The 21,548-nt window shown below is 43.0% G+C and carries 15 protein-coding genes; 10 read left to right on the top strand and 5 right to left on the bottom strand.

The genetic code is table 11. From position 1 onward, the window contains the following. Window positions 1-3 precede the first annotated feature (3 nt). From NBH01_RS04760 to NBH01_RS04735, 6 genes are all read left to right on the top strand, one after another. Window positions 4-1,932: a RagB/SusD family nutrient uptake outer membrane protein gene (locus NBH01_RS04760; RefSeq protein ID WP_016268600.1), complete on the top strand. Its 1,929-nt coding sequence runs from the start codon at window positions 4-6 to the stop codon at window positions 1,930-1,932. 23 nt (window positions 1,933-1,955) lie between these two features. Next, window positions 1,956-3,155, top strand: a complete 1,200-nt coding sequence (locus NBH01_RS04755; protein ID WP_061473427.1) for a DUF5000 domain-containing lipoprotein — start codon at window positions 1,956-1,958, stop codon at window positions 3,153-3,155. Between the two features lie 19 nt (window positions 3,156-3,174). Continuing rightward, entirely contained in the window at window positions 3,175-4,404 is a 1,230-nt protein-coding gene (locus NBH01_RS04750; protein WP_061473409.1) for a DUF4998 domain-containing protein, read from the top strand. Window positions 4,405-4,510: 106 nt separating this feature from the next. Next, window positions 4,511-7,639, top strand: a complete 3,129-nt coding sequence (locus tag NBH01_RS04745; protein WP_250700018.1) for a GH92 family glycosyl hydrolase — start codon at window positions 4,511-4,513, stop codon at window positions 7,637-7,639. A gap of 23 nt (window positions 7,640-7,662) precedes the next feature. After that, a complete protein-coding gene (locus NBH01_RS04740) occupies window positions 7,663-8,700 on the top strand; it encodes a glycoside hydrolase family 43 protein (protein WP_225693463.1) in 1,038 nt (345 codons plus the stop codon). Window positions 8,701-8,743: 43 nt separating this feature from the next. Continuing rightward, on the top strand, window positions 8,744-12,169 hold the full coding sequence (locus tag NBH01_RS04735) for a glycoside hydrolase family 38 N-terminal domain-containing protein (protein ID WP_250700017.1): 3,426 nt from the start codon (window positions 8,744-8,746) through the stop codon (window positions 12,167-12,169). A 118-nt stretch (window positions 12,170-12,287) separates the two neighbouring features. On the opposite strand, the gene NBH01_RS04730 is transcribed toward NBH01_RS04735, so the two are convergent. The 3 genes from NBH01_RS04730 to NBH01_RS04720 form a co-directional block, all read right to left on the bottom strand. Then, on the bottom strand, window positions 12,288-13,064 hold the full coding sequence (locus tag NBH01_RS04730; RefSeq protein ID WP_250700016.1) for a hypothetical protein: 777 nt from the start codon (window positions 13,062-13,064) through the stop codon (window positions 12,288-12,290). A gap of 454 nt (window positions 13,065-13,518) precedes the next feature. Beyond that, window positions 13,519-14,070 (bottom strand): GNAT family N-acetyltransferase, encoded by a 552-nt coding sequence (locus NBH01_RS04725; RefSeq protein WP_008766601.1) that lies wholly within the window; start codon window positions 14,068-14,070, stop codon window positions 13,519-13,521. Between the two features lie 2 nt (window positions 14,071-14,072). Continuing rightward, window positions 14,073-14,225 (bottom strand): hypothetical protein, encoded by a 153-nt coding sequence (locus NBH01_RS04720; RefSeq protein WP_162838069.1) that lies wholly within the window; start codon window positions 14,223-14,225, stop codon window positions 14,073-14,075. Window positions 14,226-14,449: 224 nt separating this feature from the next. On the opposite strand from NBH01_RS04720, the gene NBH01_RS04715 reads away from it, so the two are divergent. Continuing rightward, window positions 14,450-14,884 (top strand): DUF6078 family protein, encoded by a 435-nt coding sequence (locus NBH01_RS04715; RefSeq protein ID WP_250700015.1) that lies wholly within the window; start codon window positions 14,450-14,452, stop codon window positions 14,882-14,884. Window positions 14,885-15,094: 210 nt separating this feature from the next. Here NBH01_RS04715 and NBH01_RS04710 read toward each other — a convergent pair whose 3' ends face one another. Further along, the gene (locus NBH01_RS04710; protein WP_055220010.1) at window positions 15,095-16,456 is read right to left on the bottom strand and encodes an MATE family efflux transporter; all 1,362 of its coding nucleotides are present in this window, start codon (window positions 16,454-16,456) and stop codon (window positions 15,095-15,097) included. A gap of 105 nt (window positions 16,457-16,561) precedes the next feature. On the opposite strand from NBH01_RS04710, the gene lysS reads away from it, so the two are divergent. The 3 genes from lysS to NBH01_RS04695 all read left to right on the top strand — a co-directional run bounded on the left by lysS (window position 16,562) and on the right by NBH01_RS04695 (window position 20,865). Then, window positions 16,562-18,292 (top strand): lysine--tRNA ligase, encoded by a 1,731-nt coding sequence (lysS, locus tag NBH01_RS04705; protein WP_151209635.1) that lies wholly within the window; start codon window positions 16,562-16,564, stop codon window positions 18,290-18,292. A gap of 94 nt (window positions 18,293-18,386) precedes the next feature. Then, window positions 18,387-19,382, top strand: a complete 996-nt coding sequence (locus tag NBH01_RS04700) for an NAD(P)H-dependent glycerol-3-phosphate dehydrogenase (RefSeq protein ID WP_008759775.1) — start codon at window positions 18,387-18,389, stop codon at window positions 19,380-19,382. A gap of 145 nt (window positions 19,383-19,527) precedes the next feature. After that, window positions 19,528-20,865, top strand: coding sequence for a glucose-6-phosphate isomerase (locus NBH01_RS04695; RefSeq protein ID WP_008759774.1), 1,338 nt, complete (start codon window positions 19,528-19,530; stop codon window positions 20,863-20,865). A 93-nt stretch (window positions 20,866-20,958) separates the two neighbouring features. Here the strand turns inward: NBH01_RS04695 and NBH01_RS04690 are convergent, their stop codons facing one another. Next, the gene (locus NBH01_RS04690) at window positions 20,959-21,462 is read right to left on the bottom strand and encodes a DUF5035 domain-containing protein (RefSeq protein ID WP_165360479.1); all 504 of its coding nucleotides are present in this window, start codon (window positions 21,460-21,462) and stop codon (window positions 20,959-20,961) included. Window positions 21,463-21,548: the final 86 nt, after the last annotated feature.

Raw genomic sequence — 21,548 nt, 5'->3', positions numbered from 1 at the left:
ATTATGAAATACAAACATTTATTCACTAGTACATTATTGGCGATATTAATCACATCCTGCAACTATCTTGATATCGTGCCGGATAATATCGCAACGCTTGAAATGGCATTCAACACTCGGGCTAATGCTGAAAAATATTTAGCCACCTGCTATAACTTCGTACCTACAGCAGCCAATCTTGATCACAACTCCGGCCTCATCTGCGGTGGAGAAATGTGGTATCTGAAACCAGAGTCCCACTACTATAAAAATATAACCTCATTCAACATTGCACGTGGTATGCAAAACTCTAACGACCCCTTACTAAATTACTGGGATGGAGGTCAGGGAGGCTACAACATATTCAGAGGAATCCATGAATGCAATATTTTTATAGACAACATCGATCGCGTACCTGACATGCGTATGGAAGAGAAAAATAAATGGAAAGCCGAAGTGATGACTCTGAAAGCATATTATATTTATTATCTCATGTTGCACTATGGGCCCATTCCTTTACTTAAAGAGAACATCAGCGTAGAAGCAGACTTAGATATGATGCAACTGGAGAGAGAAACGATTAATGATATCGTCACTTATACAACTGATTTATTGGATGAAGCCATGAACATCCCTTCCGGATTAACATTCAATGTGACTTCTCCACGCACGGAATTAGGGCGTATCACATTACCTATTGCGAAAGCAATCAAGGCTAAATTACTAATACTGGCTGCCAGTCCTTTATTCAACGGCAATACGATGTATGCTGAATTTGTCAATTCAGAAGGGATACCTTTCTTCGACCAAGAGTATAAAAAGGAAAAATGGGAGGCGGCAGCCGCAGCGTGCCTGGATGCCATCAACACTGCCCACGAAGCCGGAGCTTCTTTATACAAATTTGATGAGAAGCTAAATTATACTCCTTCATCAACTTTACAACAAGAGTTGACACTACGTAACACAATTACCGGTCGTTTTAATTCTGAAATAATATGGGCATTAGGTTCCAATGCAACAGATGGAATACAGAATCTATGCCAAGCGCATTTAACCAGCTATTCATTGGGGAACAGAATGATTCGTAGTTGCTCACAACTTGTGCCGTCATTAGAAATTGTAGAACAATTCTATACAGCGAACGGAGTCCCGATGGATGAGGATAAAGATTATGAATATGAAAACAGATATAAACTGACAACAACTCCAGAAGATGATCCTATTCATTTTACACCAAACTACACAACTATCAAGATGCATTTAAACAGAGAGCCTCGTTTTTATGCCTATATTGGTTTTGATGGTGGAAAATGGTTCTCCATCGAATGCTGTAACGACAATGAAACGAGCTCCTATCCTATCAAATCAAAGAAAGGAGATATTGCCGGCGTTTCAGACGAACTATATTCACCGACAGGTTATTTCACAAAGAAATTGGTTAGTTATCAAAACGTAAACACCAGTGCGACCAATATCAATTACGTATATTCTTTCCCGATTATTCGCCTGTCCGATCTATACCTGCTATATGCAGAAGCTCTCAACGAGCTTAATGAAACTCCGACTACAGATGTATACTACTATGTACAACAGGTCAGGAATAAAGCCGGTCTGGATGAAGGAGGTTCTTTGGTAAATACATGGCGTAATCATTCCAACCGCCCGGATAAGCCAACCACCCAAAGAGGAATGCGTGAAATTATACAGAAAGAGCGAATGATAGAGCTTGCATTCGAAGGCCATCGTTACCATGATGTACGCAGATGGAAGTTAGGCTCTACATATCTGAATACTCAGATAAAAGGCTGGTCGGTATTAGAGCAGGACCCGGAGTACTTTTATAATGCACGAGTTCTCTTCACGAGAAAATTCATGCCAAGAGATTATTTATGGCCTATTAAGACAAATTCTATCAACAGAAATCCGAAACTTGTTCAGAATCCTCAATGGTAACTTTTAACATAAAAATGACAAAGATGAAAAATATAGCTTTTATACTTTTAATACTTGCAGCAGTTTGTTTTGCAAACTGCGCCGGTGATTACGAGGCCGAACCACGCGGTACGAATGATGGAAAAGCTCCGGCACCGATTACTAATATATCGGTGAAGAATGTAAACGGAGGAGCTATTATTAAATATACTCCTTCCGATGATGTCGATTTATTATACGTCAAAGCTATCTTCACTAATACCCGCGGAGAACAGCATGAAGTAAGATCTTCCATGTATGTAGATTCTTTGGTAATAGAAGGGCTGGGGGATACACAAAAGAGAGAGGTCAAACTTTACTCTGTAGACCGCCACGAAAACTATTCCACACCGGCTATCGTGACTATTGAGCCTCTGACTCCTGCAGTCGTTCAGACACAAGAATCATTAAAAGTGACTGAAAGTTTTGGAGGTTTCTTCCTCGATTTCAATAATGCAGCAAGAAGTGCATTATCTTTCTACATTTACAAATGGGTAGATGAGCACAATGAATACGAGATCCATGACGTATACTCCTCACAACAGGAAGAAGGCCGCCTGACTATAAAAGGCTTAGAACATAAATTATTGAAATTAGCCATCTTCGTTAGGGATAAATGGGAAAACACTTCCGACACATTGTATGCCGAAATTACTCCTTGGAAAGAAAGCTTATTAGATAAAACAAAATTCCAACTTGTCAAAGTTATGGATGATGTCAGCTGGGATTACCACGAAGGTTATCATTCCCGTCTATGGGACGGGCAAATAGGTGGATGGAACTGGGGACATACCGAATACCCGATACCTTTCCCGCATGCCTTCAGTATTGATTTGAATGTCAATGTACGTCTCAGCCAATTCCAATTCTGGCAACGTCTGGACAGCCAAGACTTATTATATGCCCATGGAGCTCCCAAGTACTTCAAATTATATGGCTGCGAAGAGGGTAAAGATTTGCAGAATCCGGATAACTGGGTGGTATTATTTGATGGAGAAATGAAGAAACCATCCGGCGGGGCATTTGGTGATGCGCTTACTCAGGAAGATATTGAGGAAGCCCAAAGAGGCCATGTATTTACCCTCAACCAAGATGTACCATTCATTCGCTACTTCCGGTTCCAGAGTTTAATGTCATGGTCGGGAATGGAAACATCAGTTATGTCAGAAATCACTCTTTGGGGAGATATCCAAGGTGAAGAATAACCTTATAAAATAGCCAGAAATGAAAAAAGTAATATATATAATAACTACTATTCTCCTGTGTATGACCTCCTGCACAGATATTCATGATACCTATTCTGAATATATCAAAGACGGAGAACAAATTTATGTAGGAAAGCTGGCGGATGTAAAAATACATCCGGGATTTCAGCGCATGATGATAACGGGGTCTATGAAATATCTAGCCACAGCAAAGACTTGCATAATAGAACTTGTAGGTTACGACAAGGTTTTCACAACAGACATTGACAGAACGCAACCTGAATTCAGTTATGAAATCAAAGATGTGGAAGAAGGCAACTATTACGTTAAAATAACCACAAAGGATAAAGAAGGTAATACCTCACTATCCGAAACCTACAATGTAGATGTATACGGAACGGAGCACATAGCGACTTATTATCCCAAGCGAATTACCGATATACAATTCGTCATTGCCGACAACTCGCTCAACTTAATTTGGAATCAGGCAGACAATGTGGTGGAAGCAATAGTTAAGTACTATGATTCAAATGAGCAACTACTAACTTTAACAGTGAAAGGAGATGCTGCTTCAACCAATTTACCTGATTGGAAAGCTACTTCTATATTAACAGTAGAAACACGAATCCTACCCAGCGAAACAGCATTGGATATCGTATCCCTGCCCATTTCAGAATACACTTTGCCCGACGATCCGATTGTAGAAATCCCCAGAACTAACTTTGCCAACGCAAATATGCCTTCAGATGTTGTAAACGGTTATGGCGGTTCAGTAGAAAAGTTATGGAACAATGATACATGGAATTATGACAGCGGTTATCATGCCAGCGATAATCAAGGAGTTCCTCATCATCTGACCATTGACATGGGACTTACAGCAACGATTACCGAATGCGAACTGTTCTTTACCGGATATGAAAGAACAGACTGGATGCCTCGATTATTCCAAATATGGGGAATTGAAGATGTAGAAGACCTGGAAAGCCATGAACCGGATGTTCCATCTATAAACCCGGCTTGGGAAGAAAGTGCGAAAGCAAAAGGATGGAAACAGCTGACTACAAAAAACATTTCTGTTTCCGGTTGGCAACCCAGTATTAAGTTCGCCTGCGATAAAGAACACGAAAATATAAGATACATCAGATACCGTATTGTAGAATCACTCTCAGCTCCACACGTAGGAATGGGGGCCTATGGTTCCGCCAGCGAAATCAAGTTCTGGGGTAAAAAGGTTAGTTTGTTACAGTGATAACAGTTGAATTTGTTTTTGCATAGGAGTGTATACAAAAAAAGAATGATACATTCCTATGTAAAAAACAAATTTGTATCTTGAATCCAAAAGACCGAAAGTTAATATGAAAAGAATACCATTGAGTTTATTCACGTTTTTATTCCTCCTATCCGGATTGTATGCAGCACCTACCAAGACTGTCTGGCAAATCGGGGAGAAAAATCATAGTGCCAGTGAGTTGGCATTGTCCCCTGACAAATACAAAGAGTTTCTGGCAAACGATTTTGGTTGGGAGGACAGGTTTTATATCATTGGATTGTCTTCCCCTCAAAAAGATTTTCCTTATGTTCTGCCGGGACCTGCCGATCATTGGGGAGGAACAAGTTATACTGCCGGTATACGGACTCATGTTTTAAACATACTCTTTGGTATGAAGGAAGTCCCCGAAACGGACTCATGGAAATTAATCATAGACCTATTAGATACTCACCACGAATTTCCGGCACTATTTAAAATAACGATCAACGGAAAATCATGGAAATATGCCCTTCCCAAAGGAAGTGGAAAATCAATAGACGGTGACTATTCACAAATCAAACCGCATACGATCGAAATTCCTCTGAACTCCGGAGTGATCAGAAAAGGAAGCAACTCCATCGCGCTTACAAGTCTCGAAGGCTCATGGATTCTCTTCGATGATATCAGACTTATGGGGCCGGATAATGCCGAACTAAATGAAGTCAACAAATCCGTTTATCTCCGGGATGTTAAAGCTGCGGACTTTCAAACCACCAGTCCTGTAGCCCAACCACTATTAGTAGACATAGAACATCTTTCCGGGCATCCTCTCCTTGAAGTAAAAGTAGATGGAAAAAAGATACTGGAACAACGTTTGGAAAAAGGAAGATACATACTAGAAGCTCCGATGCCAGTTGTCAAGTCTCCCAAGACAAGCCATTACATCATATCCGCCGATGGTGCAATCTTAGATAAAGGAATGATCAGGCGCGCACCTCACAATACAATCACACTGGCCGATTACATCGATACACGAATGGGAACTGCGCACTCCCGTTGGATGATAGCACCAGGTCCGTGGATGCCATTCAGCATGGTCAAATTAAGTCCGGACAATCAGGATAGCGGTTGGCAATCGGGATATGATCCTTCATTCGAGAGCATAGGTACGTTTAGCCACATACTCGAATGGACCATGGCGGGTCTGGGCATCATGCCTGCCAACGGTCCTTTAAAAACGGAGATAGGCAGCCAGTCTTCCTTAGTCAAAGATGCCAATTCGTATCGTTCAGCCATCGACAAAACAAGTGAAGAAACGAAAGTCGGATATTATAAAGTAGACTTGACCGATTATCAAATCAAGGCGGAACTGACTGCCACCTCCCGGTGTGGTTTTCAGCGTTATACATATCCGCAAGATAAGGATGCTCGTGTCATGATCGACCTGAAAATCCCTAGTGAATACGATTACCAGATTGTTGAAGGAAGTGTAAAGCAAACAGGAGCACGACGGATCGAAGGATTTAGTAAGCAGCTATCCAAAAACGTATGGTCGGCGGATGCGGATCAGAACTATACAATCTATTTCGTGATTGAGTTCAATAAAGATATCAAGAAATTTGGAGGATGGCACGATCATACTTTATGGGAAACAGACACTATGACAGCCCACTACCCTCAGCGATTCGGCTGTTATGCCGAATTTGATACTACCGATCATCCGGAAGTTATGGTACGTTCCGGAATATCTTATGTAGATATGGCAGGGGCTTTCAACAATCTTTCCAATGAGATAACGGAACCATTCGGGTGGAATTTTGAAGCTGTACGCAAACATCAGTCGGATAGTTGGAATAATATTTTAAACAGAGTTCGGATATACAGCAACGATTATCGGGAAAAGGCAAGATTTTACACCAATTTATACCGTGCGTTCTGCCGGAATACTTTCAGTGATGCAGACCGCAGATGGGTGGATGCAGCAGGCAACATTCAAAAGCTGGACGACCCGGATGCTGTCGCTTTGGGATGCGATGCCTTCTGGAATACTTTTTGGAATCTGAATCAGGTATGGAATCTGATTGCTCCCGAGTGGTCATCCAGATGGGTAAAATCGCAGTTGGCTATGTATGACGCCAATGGATGGCTGGCAAAAGGTCCCAGCGGAATGAAATACATACCTGTCATGGTGGGCGAACATGAGATTCCCCTTTTAGTAAGTACTTACCAAATGGGAATACGGAATTACGATGCGGAAAAAATGTTCCGGGCAATCGTAAAGATGCAAACTACCCCAGCCCAACGTGTAGCCAATGGTTTTGCCGGCAACAGAGATCTGGAAACTTATCTGCAACATCAATATGTACCTGCCGACAAAGGACGTTTTTCTAACACATTAGAATACTCTTATGACGACTGGACAGTCTCTCAACTAGCAAAAGCACTGGGAAAAGAGGAATATTACCGAACATTCTCCGACAGAGGCAACTGGTGGAAAAACGCAATCAACCCGGCGACAGGTTATGCCCAAATGCGCTACAGCAATGGAGAATGGGAAAAGAACTTTGATCCGTTCAAATCAGGAGCTAACCATCATTATGTAGAGGGAAACGCCTGGCAACTTACTTTTTTTGTACCTCAGGACGTTCCCGCACTCACCGAAATTATCGGTAAAAAGCGCTTCATCGACCGGCTGTCGTGGGGGTTCAAAGCCAGTGAACCATGGAGGTATAATGCCCCGGGAGACCAGTATTGGGACTTTCCAGTAGTACAAGGTAACCAGCAATCCATGCATTTCGCCTTTCTATTCAACTGGGCAGGCCAACCGTGGCAAACGCAACAGTGGAGCCGTTCCATTATCGACCGCTATTACGGCTTTGACACATCAAATGCTTATTTGGGAGACGAAGACCAAGGACAAATGAGCGCTTGGTTCGTCATGGCTGCATTGGGATTATTCCAGACGGACGGAGGGTGTAACGCAGAACCTGTTTATGAACTGGGAAGTCCTCTGTTTGAAAAAATAAAAATAGATTTGGGAAAACATTTCGGTAGAGGAAAGCAATTTATCATCAAAGCTAGCAATACTTCGCGGGAAAATAAGTACATCCAGTCCGCCAAACTAAACGGCAAGAAGTTGAATTCTTTCAAGTTTCCGGCAAAAGAACTGCTCAAAGGCGGCACATTGGAACTTGAAATGGGAGATCGTCCGAATAAAAATTGGGGAATCAAATAACATCATAAAAAAAATAGTAACAAATGAAAAAGATCTTACTCAGTCTTATCACAGCAGCCATTTTATTATCATGTCAGTCATCACATGACACATCACACAAGTATACAGCCATCACTCCGGGAGTAGAATGGCTCGACACCAACAACGAGAAAATAAATGCTCACGGAGGCGGTATATTATATCACGAGGGAATCTACTACTGGTATGGCGAATGTAAAAGTGATTCCACTTACTGGAATCCCAATGTTCCTGGTTGGGAATGTTATCGTACGGAAGCCGGTGGAGTAAATTGTTACTCTTCCAAGGACCTTCTTAACTGGAAATATGAAGGACTCGTTCTCCAACCGGAGATGTCCGATACACAATCCGATCTCCATCCTTCCAAAGTGCTGGAGAGACCTAAAGTTATATACAATGATAAAACCAAGAAATTTGTAATGTGGCTGCACGTGGACAGTGACGACTACAATAAAGCCGCTGCCGGAGTCGCTGTTTCCGATTCACCGACCAGTGTTTTCACCTATCTGGGTTCTATGCACCCGAACGGGCAAATCAGCCGGGACATGACCCTCTTCAAAGATGACGACGGCAAAGCCTATCATATCTACTCTTCCGAACAGAATTCTACATTATATATCAGTTTACTGTCCGACGACTACCTGAAACCTTCCGGCACTTTCACACGCAATTTCGCAGGTAAATTCCGGGAAGCCCCTGCTGTGTTCAAACACAACGGACTATACTACGTCATTAGTTCGGGATGTACCGGCTGGAGTCCCAATGAAGCGGAATATGCAGTGGCTACCCAAATTTTAGGACCGTGGACCGTAAAAGGAAATCCTTGTGTAGGAAAAGATGCCGACAAAACCTTCTATGGACAAAGTACCCATGTACTGCCGATTCAAGGAAAGAAAGACGCATACATAGCCATGTTTGACAAATGGAATAAAACAGACCTAATTCACTCCACCTATATCTGGTTGCCTATACAGTTCCGTGAAGACGGAAGCATGGCTATTCAATGGCTGGATAGCTGGTCACCTGATACATACGAATTCTAATTAAGATATAGCAACAGCATATCATTTTCTAAAAGGAACTCACATGAGAAAGATAAAAATTAAAGAAATCGTTTGTATCATCGGATTGTTGGGAACTCTCACAGTTCATTCTCAAAATACAGTCTGGCAAATAGGAAACAAAGATAAATCCGCCAAAGAGTTCAGGTTCTATAAAAACGATTATCGGAACTACATCAATGATGTTTATCTATACGAAGTAGGGAAAAATCATTCTGCTGATTTTCCTTACTTTCTGCCGGGGCCTAGTGATGCCTGGGCAGGTGGCATATCAGGGCAGGCTGTTATTGGCTTTTCATTGGCCGAAGCTCCTTCTCCGACAACCCAAATACAACTACGACTTCTATTTGCAGAAACTCATCCTTCCTCACCTCCCCGACTGGAGGTGAGGCTCAACAGCTTCGAGAAATCCATCCAAACACCCAAAGGCACAAACCCTGAATATCTGGACACAAAAGAAACAACTTCAAAAGAGTTATCCGTCACGCTTGACATTCCGGCTGATGAGTTCAGAGCAGGAAACAACACACTCACGATCCGAAACATATCAGGTAGTTGGGTAGCATTCGACCAGATAAAGCTGACATCTGACTCTCCTCTGCAAACAAACAATCTTACGACCAAAGCCAGTCTCGTATCTTCCGCCTTCTCTCCTGTATTGGTGATCGGAAAGAAAAAAGAACTGAGACAGCCGGTCAAAATAAAAGCAGTCAACTGGCATCATAAAAAGAGACCGGTGGAACTGCAAGTCGGTAATTTCCCACCGGAAAGATACGTATTGACCCCCGGAATAAATAATATTGAGACATCCATTCCGGAAGTCACCGCTCCATGTGAGTTACCGATCATACTGAAAGAACAAGGAAAAACCGTCAGCAAAATCAATGAAAAGGCAACTCCTGTCAAGAAATGGACGGTATATCTCGTTCAGCATACTCACACAGATATAGGCTACACCAAACCTCAAACCGAAATCCTGTCGGAACATCTCCGGTATATAGATTATGCCATCGAATACTGCGAACAAACAAAAGACTACACAAATGATGCGAAGTTCAGATGGACCTGCGAATCGGCATGGGCTGTAGACGAGTATTTGAAAAACAGACCGGAAGAACAAGTGAACAAACTAAAAAAATACATTGCCGAAGGACAAATAGAAGTTGCTTCCATGTATTTCAATATGTCGGAGATTGTAGACGAAAACTCTTTCAAGACTTTCCTTCAGCCTGTCAAAGAATTCAGAAAACATGGAATTCCCTCTGCGCTGGCCATGCAGAATGACGTCAACGGAATTGCATGGTGTCTGGCAGATTATCTGCCGGACCTCGAGATAAAATACCTGTGGATGGGAGAACACCATTACAAATCGCAGGTTCCGTTTAATATGCCGACTGTCTTCCAATGGGAATCTCCGTCAGGTAAACCGATCCTGACTTACCGTGCCGACCATTATAATACCGGCAATTTCTGGGGAATAGAGCAGGGAGACATTCAAAAGACAGAACCGAAGTTACTACATTATTTATCAGAACTGGAGCGTAAGCATTATCCGTTTGATGCAGTAGGCGTACAATACTCCGGTTATTTCACGGATAATTCACCCCCCTCCATCATTGAATGCAAACTCATCAGAGAATGGAATGAAAAGTACGCATATCCTAAGTTACGAAGTGCCACTGCATCCGAATTTATGGATTATGTAACGGAGCGATACGGGGATAAAATTCCCGCATACAGAGCCGCATATCCGGACTGGTGGACGGACGGTTTCGGTTCTGCCGCAAGAGAAACAGCGGCTTCACGCAAAACTCATTCGGATATGACAGCGGTAGAAGGGCTACTGTCTATGGCTGTATTAAAAGACAAATGCCTGCCACAGGCCACTCATCAACAAATAGAGCACATACATGAAAGCCTGCTATTCTATGATGAACACACGTTCGGAGCATCCGAAAGCGTCAGTGATCCGTTGTGCGAAAACAGTCAGGTGCAATGGGGAGAAAAGTCAGCCTATGCATGGGAAGCAGTCAAAAGAACACAAATGCTGTATGAAACCTCCGTCGGTTTACTTCAAGGAGACCTCCGCAGAGGCAAGAACCCGACCCTTACAATTTTCAATACGTTGAACTGGAAACGTTCGGAGATGCTGACTGTATATATTGATTTTGAAGTGATCCCCCGAAACCAATTCTTCGAAATAACAGACTTTCAAGGACATTCGTTGAAAGTTCAACCGATCCGTTATCGCAGAGAAGGGTGCTACTATACAATTTTCGCAGAGGATATTCCGCCTATGGGATACAAGACGTTTGAAATTGTCTTCAAACAACCGTCTACTGATACAGGAACTATTACAATAAACAATGCCAGTATCGAAAATCATTTCTACAAACTACAACTCAACCCGGACAAAGGAACGATCCAAAGTTTGTATGATAAAGAATTGAATTGTGAACTGGTCGATAGTTCGTCTCCATGGGAACTGGGTGCTTTTATCTATGAGAAATTAGGTAATCGTGACCAATTGGCCCAATATCGCCTGGATGATTACAACAGAACAGGATTGAGTGAGTGCCGGATCATCGACAGTTCGAATGGACCTATTTATCAACGTATCCTGTTGCAGGGAAAATCTCCGGGAACAGACGAAGCATTCGGGGTCAATCTGGAAATTAAATTATATCATGATACCAAACGAATAGAACTGGAGTACGCAATCAAGCGTCTGCCGGAAACGGATCCCTCAGGGATATACGTTGCTTTTCCCTTCCAACTGCCCGAAGGAAAACTGGCATTCGACGTTCAGGGCGGAACAGTTATATCTGGCAAGAATCAACTGGAAGGGACATCTACAGACTGGAATACTGTTCAAAACTTTGTATCGGTACAAAATAATCAGGCGCAAATTATTATAGGAAGCAGCCTCATCCCCCTCTATCAACTAGGAGACATAAATCTCGGTAAATTTCAATATCAGAAACAATACGAAAGGCCTCATGTCTACTCGTGGGTGATGAATAATTACTGGAATACCAACTTCAAAGCTTCCCAAGAAGGAGAGTTCCGTTGGAGTTACCATCTGACCTCTTCCGTTGACCCATCTAACAACCTTGCTACCAAGTTTGGCTGGAGCTCACGTATTCCTCTATATGCCCGGGTAATGCCGACAGGAACAGAGAATCATAAACCCACAGAGTACTCAGCCTTCCATTTTGAGAAAGACAATTTCCTGATGACTTCATGTACCCCCTCTAAAGAAGAAGGTTATATACTACTGAACATTAGAGAGATAGATGGAAAGAGAACCAACCTCAGGATTTTAAATGAAGACGGGCAAACCGTCCCCTTCACAATAGTAAACGCTATTGAAGAGAAATTGAAAAATGAAACGTCAGAGCATATATTTGAGGGGTACCAGAATAAATTTATAAAGATAAAACGTTTTTAATCAAAAGAATCAAATGCGTAGTCTACCCTAAAAAACGGAAGAATCATCACCACAAAGAGACGAGGAGATGTCAAAAGTCAGTAGCAACTCTCCTAATACTATTGACTTTTGCCCCTCATCATCTGTCAGAACGACCGGAAAGTATCTGCTCCAAACTTTCATCGACCACTCCCGCCAACTGAAGATTGGACAGCAAGCGGTCATAAGAAACCCTCCCTACTCCTTCCATTTTCAGCAGCCATCTCCATCCCTTTCCCGATACTAATTCCAGCAGTTGCCCTACCGTCCGGATTTCTTCTTTATACAAGACATTAGTCAGCCTCGTATCGGCCACTTTGCCGACAGACAAATGGAGTACCCTTTCTTCCTGATTCAAATTTATATTCTTGCTTTTATCCGCCAAAGACTGAAAACGGGCATCTATGATATGTTTCCGATAAGTAGCCAACACATTCTTTCTCACTTTCAGTCCTCTGAGATGAGAATTATAAATCTGTAACGCCCTGTCATAAGTAATTCGATGCCGACCGGCAACTTTCTCTATTGACTCCCCCATAGAGATGGAGTAGAAAATATCACGGGCTCCGGGATGAACAATCAATTGGGAAAGTTCACGAATAATAATTTCATATAGAGGTTTACACGTTTTCTGTGTTCGCAATACATATAGCAGATCATCATATCTGGAAATAATAAAGTCGCGTTCCAGCTTTTTCTCTTCCACAATCTTTGCCAGATAATCCGCTTGCAATCCAAGCCTTTTGTGAGCTTCGAGATAGGCAGTCAGACTTTCGTCATCCAAGAACAGTTGGTTGCCCATCCGGCAACTGGTAATGTAACCGAGATTCGCCCAGTTTCGCAGAGTTGCTTCCTGAACGCCATGTCTTTCAGACATTTGTTTTGTTGTGAGCCAATAGGACATAAAAAAACGGAACTAAGTTAATACTCTTACCTAGTTCCGTACCTTTTATATTATAAAAGAGTACGGAGCTGTCACATCCCGCTAATAGGAGGTAGTAACGGCTACCTGATGTATACGGGCAGACAGCCCGTACCCTATGAGAAGTCATAGAAGTACAGGCGTCTTCCCGGCATACATCAAAAAAATCCGTTACAATTTCCTATTAGCCGAGGAAACGCGCAATCGCACACCTTTAAACGGTATGCTACGTTCCGATGACAAAGTTACAAATAGTTTTCGGAAAATAACAAAAGAGGCTAATAAATGTTTGGGGAAAATTAGAAACAAAGCAATCGTCACTATTATATAAATTCAAAAGACTATGTTGTAACAATTAACATTACCAATCCATCATTTTATATTATATAAAAGTAGAACAGAATCTGAATTATTTCACAATATCATTCAGATCAAAGTAGAGCAAACGTGTAGCAGAATCCACATCTTCATCATTCAATGGGACAAAACCGTTTTTCATATAAAAAGGAACAGCAGCCGCATACGCATCAACAGTTAAAAAACGGCAACCTGTTTTATTCTCAATAATAAAATAACTTTTAATAAAATTCAATAGGAATGAGCCTATTGATTGACCTTTTACAGACAAGTCAACACCCAAACGACAAATCTTTGCAGCAGGATAGCTTTTTAAACGCTTCTCATTCACAAACCGATGTTTGCGGAAACGATTGAATTCAGTTTTATTTTCAAAATCAGACAAAGAGATCCTGTCATTGGCAAGACTGAAATAAGCAACTGATCGCTGATTAACTTTATTCTCAAGTACATAACTGACAGCCAGCAAAGCTTCCCGATACAGGAAAGATTCATTCAAAATAAAATCGTTCAAGTCGGTATCTCCGCAATCGAACGATTCTATTTTTTCTGAGGTATCTAGTTTACGCATCTCATACGTTGTCTCTATTAACTGACGATCCATATCTATTTTTTAAATATTTTCATTGCCAGTTCATAGTCCTTCAATCTTTTTGCCCGCTGCTCGGGGGTCTCCCTGCGTTTTTCTTTCATCCGCTCTTCAAACCGCCGTGCATCTTCTCCGAAAAGTATCGGAGTTTCTTTAATCGGTCTTGCCATACTCACCTATCTCCTTTCTTCATTTAATACGCTACAAAAGTAACCTAATAAATCGGGAAGTGCAAGTAACCAGGAATTTATCTTCGAGACATATATGTCTCAAATACACTCACTATATCTTCTCTATATTTCTTTATATCAAAAAGAAACACTACCTTTGCTCCAATGAGCTGAATATAAATAGAAAATAAAGCAACAACAAACTATAAAAGCATTCAAGAATCATGCACACACAGATAGACTTTAATGACATCCCCAAGAATTATTTATACTGTACCCACAACAAATGTCCACGCCACAGCAAATGCCTCCGCTATCAGGCTGCCCTCTGCATACCGCAAACGACTCCTTACTATTCGGCAGTAAACCCAAACCACATAGCAGACAACGAAACCAACTGTACTTTTTTCAGTCCGTTCCGCACTGTCCTCTTTGCCTCCGGCATGGATCATCTGCTCGATAACATTCCGCATGCCATGGCCGTCACCATACGCAAAGAAATGTACTCCCTAATGGGACGTAACATGTATTATCGCATCCGCAACAAAGAGCGCCTTTTACACCCTGACGAACAAAAGCAAATTGCCGCCATCTTCTCAAAACATGGAATCAAGTTTAAGCCTGCATTCGATAAATACATAGAGAAATACGATTGGTAAAAGTAAAGATAAGCAATCATTATCAGACTATTACTAAGTAGTATTATTCTCACCACAATGAGAAGATTTTCTCATAGGTATGAGAATTTTTTCTCAATGCAATGAGAATTTTTTCTCACCATAGTGAGAAAATTTTCTCATCGTAGTGAGAATGGTTTGAGAAAAGTAAGAAAGATAAGTTATTACAGTAAAGGAGTCTTCGGTTTACTTTTAATGAGTTTTATCAGCCGACAGTGAGAACTGACGGAACTGCCACCAAAGCATCCCTCCTGCAATCAGACTGGCAAGGCAATCAGAGATAGGCATACTGATCCACACGCCGAGCTGCCCGTAAAACCGGGGAAGAATCAACAGGCAAGGAATCAGTACAAGCACCTGACGCGAAATAGAGAGAAAGATAGCCTTACTCGCCATACCGATACTCTGGAAGAAGTTGGAAGTCACCATCTGAAAACCGACAATCGGGAAAAACATCACAACAATCCGTAAGCCCTTTGCCGAGATATTCACCAATTCTTCGTGCGTCGTAAAGATGGAAACAGCCAGTTGCGGAATAAACATTCCCATCAGAAAACCGATGGTCGTAACAATAGTCGCGGCATAAATCGTTATTTTCAGCACTTGCGTCACGCGCGGATACTGTTTGGCGCCGAAGTTATAGCCGGCAATGGGCTGCATTCCCTGATTCAAACCCATCACAATCATAACGAAGAGGAATACCAGGCGGTTGACAATACCGAAAGCTCCGATAGCCAGATCCCCTCCGTGCTGTTTCAGCCCTTTATTAATAAGGATGACGATAAAGCAGGCGGCAAGATTCATCAGGAAGGGAGCCATACCGATGGCCAGAGAATCAAAAACGATCTTCTTTTTCAGACGGAAAATGCCTTTATGAAAATGCAGGAGTTCGTCCTTATTACTAAACAGCTTAAGCTGCCAGAGAAGTGCGATGACCTGTGCGGTAATCGTAGCGATAGCCGCACCCTGTATTCCCCAGCCAAAGCCGTAAATAAAAATAGGGTCGAGTATCGTATTAATGACCACGGTAGCAATCGTGGCATACATCGCTTTCTGTGGATGCCCTGCGGAACGAAGTACCGCATTCAGGCCCAGGTAAAGATGAGTGATGACATTTCCCCAGAGGATAACCACCATATAGTCGCGGGCATAGCCGACAGTCGCCTCACTTCCCCCGAAGAAATAAAGAATCGGATCGAGGAAGATCAAGGTAAGAACCGTAAAAGCCAGTCCGATGATAATATTTAATACCAGCACATTGCCAAGCACCCGTTGTGCCGTATCATAATCTTTCTGTCCCAGCTTCACCGATACCAGTGTTGCCGCTCCCACACCTACCAGCGAACCGAAAGCCGCCGCAAGGTTCATCAGCGGAAACGTAAGTGCCAGGCCCGAAATAGCCATTGCCCCCACCCCGTGACCGATGAAAATACTATCTACCATATTATAAAGAGAAGATGCCGTCATGGCGATAATTGCCGGAATGGCGTACTGCATTAAAAGCTTCCCGATTTTTTCCGTACCCAGCGCAGTGGGTGTCTTTTGTCCTGTCATACCTATTGTTTTGAGGGCGCAAAGATACAAAAAAGAGACGGATTACAGGATATATGAGAAAAGTTTCGTATTTTTGCCTCCAAAATTGAGTTAATACATAACGAAATGAATATATTAGAACTAAGTGAACAGGAAATTATTCGGCGCAATAGTCTGAATGAGCTTCGTGCAATGGGTATCGATCCGTACCCCGCTGCAGAGTATGTAACCAATGCTTTCTCTACTGATATAAAAGCAGAATTTAAAGATGAAGACGAACCGCGTCAGGTTTCTGTTGCAGGCCGTATTATGAGCCGCCGCGTGATGGGCAAGGCTTCGTTCATCGAACTGCAGGACTCTAAAGGTCGTATACAGGTATACATTACACGTGACGACATCTGTCCGGGAGAAGACAAGGAATTGTACAACTCTGTATTCAAACGCCTGCTCGACTTAGGTGACTTCGTAGGTATCGAAGGTTTCGTATTCCGTACACAAATGGGCGAAATCAGTATCCATGCCAAAAAACTGACCGTACTTGCCAAGTCTATCAAACCGCTGCCTATCGTAAAATATAAAGACGGCGTAGCTTACGACTCTTTTGAAGATCCCGAACTCCGTTATCGCCAACGTTATGTGGACCTGGTAGTAAACGACGGCATCAAAGAAACATTCGAAAAGCGTGCCACCGTAGTGAGAACACTGCGCAACGCCCTCGACGAAGCCGGATATACGGAAGTAGAAACTCCGATCCTGCAATCCATCGCCGGCGGAGCAAGCGCACGTCCGTTCATCACTCACCACAACTCACTGGATATAGACCTCTACCTGCGCATCGCAACGGAACTTTATCTGAAACGACTCATCGTAGGTGGTTTTGAAGGTGTATACGAAATAGGAAAGAACTTCCGTAACGAGGGAATGGACAGAACCCACAACCCTGAATTCACTTGTATGGAACTTTACGTACAGTACAAGGATTACAACTGGATGATGAGCTTCACCGAAAAGTTGCTGGAACGCATCTGTATCGCCGTGAACGGAAGCACCGAAACCGTTGTAGACGGAAAGACAATCAGCTTTAAAGCTCCTTACCGCCGTCTGCCTATCCTCGACGCTATCAAAGAGAAGACTGGATACGACCTCAACGGCAAGAGCGAAGAAGAAATCCGTCAGGTCTGCAAAGAACTGAAGATGGAAGAAATCGACGACACCATGGGCAAAGGCAAACTGATTGATGAAATCTTCGGTGAATTCTGCGAAGGCAGCTACATCCAGCCCACTTTCATCACCGATTATCCGGTGGAAATGTCACCGCTGACGAAGATGCACCGTTCCAAACCGGGCCTGACCGAACGTTTCGAACTGATGGTGAACGGCAAGGAACTGGCCAATGCCTACTCGGAGTTGAACGATCCGCTGGATCAGGAAGAACGCTTCAAAGAACAGATGCGTCTTGCCGACAAGGGTGACGACGAGGCAATGATTATCGACCAGGATTTCCTGCGTGCTTTGCAATATGGTATGCCTCCTACATCCGGCATCGGTATCGGTATCGACCGTCTGGTGATGCTGATGACAGGACAGACCACCATTCAGGAAGTACTGTTCTTCCCGCAAATGCGTCCGGAGAAAGTAATCAAGAAAGACCCTGCCGCCAAATACATGGAACTGGGTATTGCAGAAGACTGGGTGCCGGTCATCCAGAAAGCCGGCTACAACACAGTAGCTGATATGCAGGATGTCAATCCGCAAAAGTTGCACCAGGACATCTGCGGCATCAATAAGAAATACAAATTAGAACTGACCAATCCAAGCGTGAACGACGTGACCGAGTGGATAAATAAACTTAAATAAGTTGAGAGTTGAGAGTTGAAAATTGAAAATGTTGTTCAAGCAACAACTTCCAATCTTCAACTCTCAACTTTCAACTTTCAACTTTCAACTAAATATGAAACTACCCGGTAAGATAGCGATAATGGGCGGAGGAAGTTGGGCTACAGCCATCGCAAAGATGTGTCTGGCTCAGGAAGACTCTATTAATTGGTACATGCGACGAGACGACCGCATCGCCGATTTTAAGAGACTTGGACATAATCCCGCCTATCTGACAGGGGTGAAATTCGACACGAAGCGTATCACTTTCAGTTCTAACATCAACGATGTCGTGAAGGAATCGGATACACTGATTTTCGTCACCCCCTCTCCTTATCTGAAAGCTCATCTGAAAAAGCTGAAAACAAAGATTAAGGATAAGTTTATTATCACTGCTATCAAAGGAATCGTACCCGATGACAACGTGATTGTATCGGAATATTTCACAAAAGAATATGGCGTACCACCCGAAAACATCGCTGTCCTTGCAGGCCCCTGCCACGCAGAAGAAGTAGCGCTGGAACGCCTCTCTTATCTGACCATCGCCTGCCCGGACAAGGACAAAGCACGCATCTTCGCCCGCCGTCTGGGAAGCAGCTTCATCAAGACTTCCGTCAGCGACGACGTAGCCGGCATCGAATACAGTTCGGTGCTTAAAAATGTATACGCCATTGCCGCCGGCATCTGCAGCGGACTGAAATACGGCGATAACTTCCAAGCAGTACTGATATCCAATGCGATTCAGGAAATGAACCGCTTCCTGAATACAGTACATCCCCTGAACAGAAATGTAGATGATTCTGTTTATTTAGGAGACTTATTGGTGACAGGATACTCCAACTTCAGCCGTAACCGCACATTCGGTTCGATGATAGGCAAGGGATATTCCGTTAAAAGTGCGCAGATTGAAATGGAAATGATCGCGGAAGGATACTACGGCACGAAGTGCATCAAAGAGATCAACAAGCATCACCACGTCAACATGCCGATACTGGATGCCGTATACAATATCTTGTATGAACGCATCTCACCCATGATAGAGATCAAATTGCTGACTGATTCTTTTAGATGAGAGAAATAAGTAATAAGTATTAAGTAATAAGTATTAGGTATTAACCGTAGCTACCTAGGCTTCACATTTCATGTATAATACTTAATGCGTAATACTTAATACTTATTACCTAATACTTATTACATATTACTTAAAATTGATAGATATGATTAGCTTGAACATTGAAAAAACATTTGGATTCATCTCCAAAGAAAAGGTTTCTGCTTATGAAGCCGAGGTAAAAGCTGCACAGGAAATGCTGGAAAAAGGAACAGGAGAAGGTAACGACTTCTTGGGATGGTTACATCTGCCTTCGTCCATCAGCAAAGAACATCTGGCTGACCTGAACGCTACTGCAAAAGTATTAAGAGACAACTGCGAAGTAGTGATCGTAGCAGGTATCGGTGGCAGCTATCTGGGCGCACGTGCCGTAATCGAAGCGCTGTCTAACAGTTTCACATGGTTGCAGGATAAGAAAACTGCTCCTGTCATGATCTATGCCGGACATAACATCAGCGAAGACTATCTGTATGAACTGACCGAATATCTGAAAGACAAGAAATTCGGTGTTATCAATATCTCCAAATCGGGAACGACTACCGAAACCGCTCTTGCTTTCCGTCTGCTGAAAAAGCAATGTGAAGACCAACGCGGCAAAGAAACTGCCAAGAAAGTCATCGTTGCCGTAACAGACGCCAAGAAAGGTGCTGCACGTGTGACTGCCGACAAAGAAGGATACAAGACATTTATCATTCCGGACAACGTAGGCGGACGTTTCTCTGTGCTCACTCCGGTTGGTTTGCTGCCGATCGCAGTTGCCGGATTCGACATCGACAAACTGGTTGCCGGTGCTGCCGATATGGAAAAGGCATGCGGTTCTGACGTGCCGTTTGCAGAAAACCCTGCGGCTATCTACGCTGCTACCCGCAACGAACTGTACAGACAAGGCAAGAAGATTGAAATCCTTGTCAACTTCTGCCCGAAACTGCACTACGTAAGTGAATGGTGGAAACAGCTTTACGGAGAATCCGAAGGTAAAGACAACAAGGGTATTTTCCCCGCATCTGTTGACTTTTCTACCGACCTGCACTCTATGGGACAATGGATTCAGGAAGGCGAACGTTCGATCTTCGAAACTGTGATCTCACTGGATAAAGTAGACCATAAACTGGAAGTTCCTTTCGATGAAGCTAATCTGGACGGCCTGAACTTCCTTGCCGGCAAACGGGTGGACGAAGTGAACAAAATGGCCGAACTGGGAACTCAGCTGGCTCACGTAGACGGCGGTGTACCCAACATGCGCATCGTTCTTCCGGAACTGAGCGAATACAACATCGGCGGTCTGCTGTACTTCTTCGAAAAGGCTTGCGGCATCAGCGGCTATCTGCTGGGTGTGAATCCTTTCAACCAACCGGGCGTGGAAGCATACAAGAAAAATATGTTTGCTTTGCTGAACAAACCAGGATATGAAGAAGAATCAAAGGCTATTCAGGCTAAACTGTAATATCCAATAACTGACAATAAAAAGAAGCGGCCTCTCCGGAGACCGCTTCTTTTATTCTATTTCCTTCGTTACGTTAAAGTAACTCATTCCCTTTCAGGATTCATTCTCAACGACTTCTGTTTTCAAGTCAATCACTTCCTGCGCTCCTTCACACTCCGCCTTTGAAGAGAGATAAAAAGATAATTGTACATCACCATTTTTATCTACATGCTCAACAGTGGCATGAACCAGCACCTTAGTCTTTGTCACGCCATCTTTGAAGCGCAACTGCCCTTTTTCTTCGTCTGTCAGATTTCCTTCGGTAGTGACTTCTGTCTTTTCATAACGGAGCTCAGTCTTCATCTCTTCACCATTCTGAAGCTGGAAAGATTTCAGTTCGGCTCCATTGCCGTCCAAGACCAAAAACGCATCGACCTTATCTCCCACTTTCAAAGCAGGCATTTCACTCATCCGGTTTGCATAGTCTTCGCGGATGGTTTCTCCATCGCCTTGATCTACTTTCACATATAGCTTTTCTATCGTGATAACAGGGCTTTCTCCGCTATCCGAACAAGCACCCAGAAACAATGGCAGCAGAAATAATACTTTCTTTTTCATGCTATCGACTAGTTTTATCATGCTACAAAAATACATATTATCTTCTAAACGACAAATTATCATACGATTTATCATCCAAAACACAA

Origin of the sequence: Bacteroides sp. B1-V-101 (assembly GCF_023656585.1) — a bacterium.
In the GTDB taxonomy this organism is placed as follows: Bacteria; Bacteroidota; Bacteroidia; order Bacteroidales; family Bacteroidaceae; genus Bacteroides; species Bacteroides thetaiotaomicron.
The sequence above is the reverse complement of the archived record's forward strand: the minus strand, read 5'-3'. Positions and strand labels throughout refer to the sequence as shown.